The following is a 528-nucleotide window of genomic DNA, read 5'->3' on the forward strand; positions in this document are numbered from 1 at the left end:
CGGCGGGACGATGACTCCCGTGCTGAAAGCGGCTTATGGTGAAGCGTTGCTTACACGTGCTTTTCACCATTTCATTCTAGTCAACGTTTTCTCGCAGGCATGGAAGAACGAGGAAGCAAGTAAAGCCGATAAGGGTATACCTTATGTCACAAAGCGCGGTACAAATCTGATACAGGTTTATGAGCGTAGTACAGTTGCAGACACTTATGCCAAGATAGAACAAGACCTCGAAGAGGGACTTGCGAATATCAGTGATATTAACTTCAAGAAGCCGAAATGGCATTTTAATGTTAATGCCGCTCATGCTTTTGCCGCTCGCTTCTATCTTTACAAGCGCAACTATGAGAAAGTTATCGAGCATGCCAATGCGGTTCTTGGAGAAGATTATTCCGCACTGCCGGCAATGTTGATGGATTATTCCGGTTTTGATGACTGTACTAGTTCGACAGACTATGCCGAGATATGGCAGGGACCGAACGAGCCCAACAACTTGATGCTTATAAGCACAGTATCGACACAGTGGCGTCG

The 528-nt window shown here is 46.2% G+C and carries 1 protein-coding gene; it reads left to right on the forward strand.

The features are described 5' to 3' along the window. Positions 1-528: RagB/SusD family nutrient uptake outer membrane protein (locus MoGM_RS03445; protein ID WP_146078632.1), on the forward strand; the 528-nt coding region annotated here is incomplete at both ends.

This window comes from Prevotella sp. MGM1, from assembly GCF_002933775.1.
GTDB lineage: Bacteria > Bacteroidota > Bacteroidia > Bacteroidales > Bacteroidaceae > Prevotella.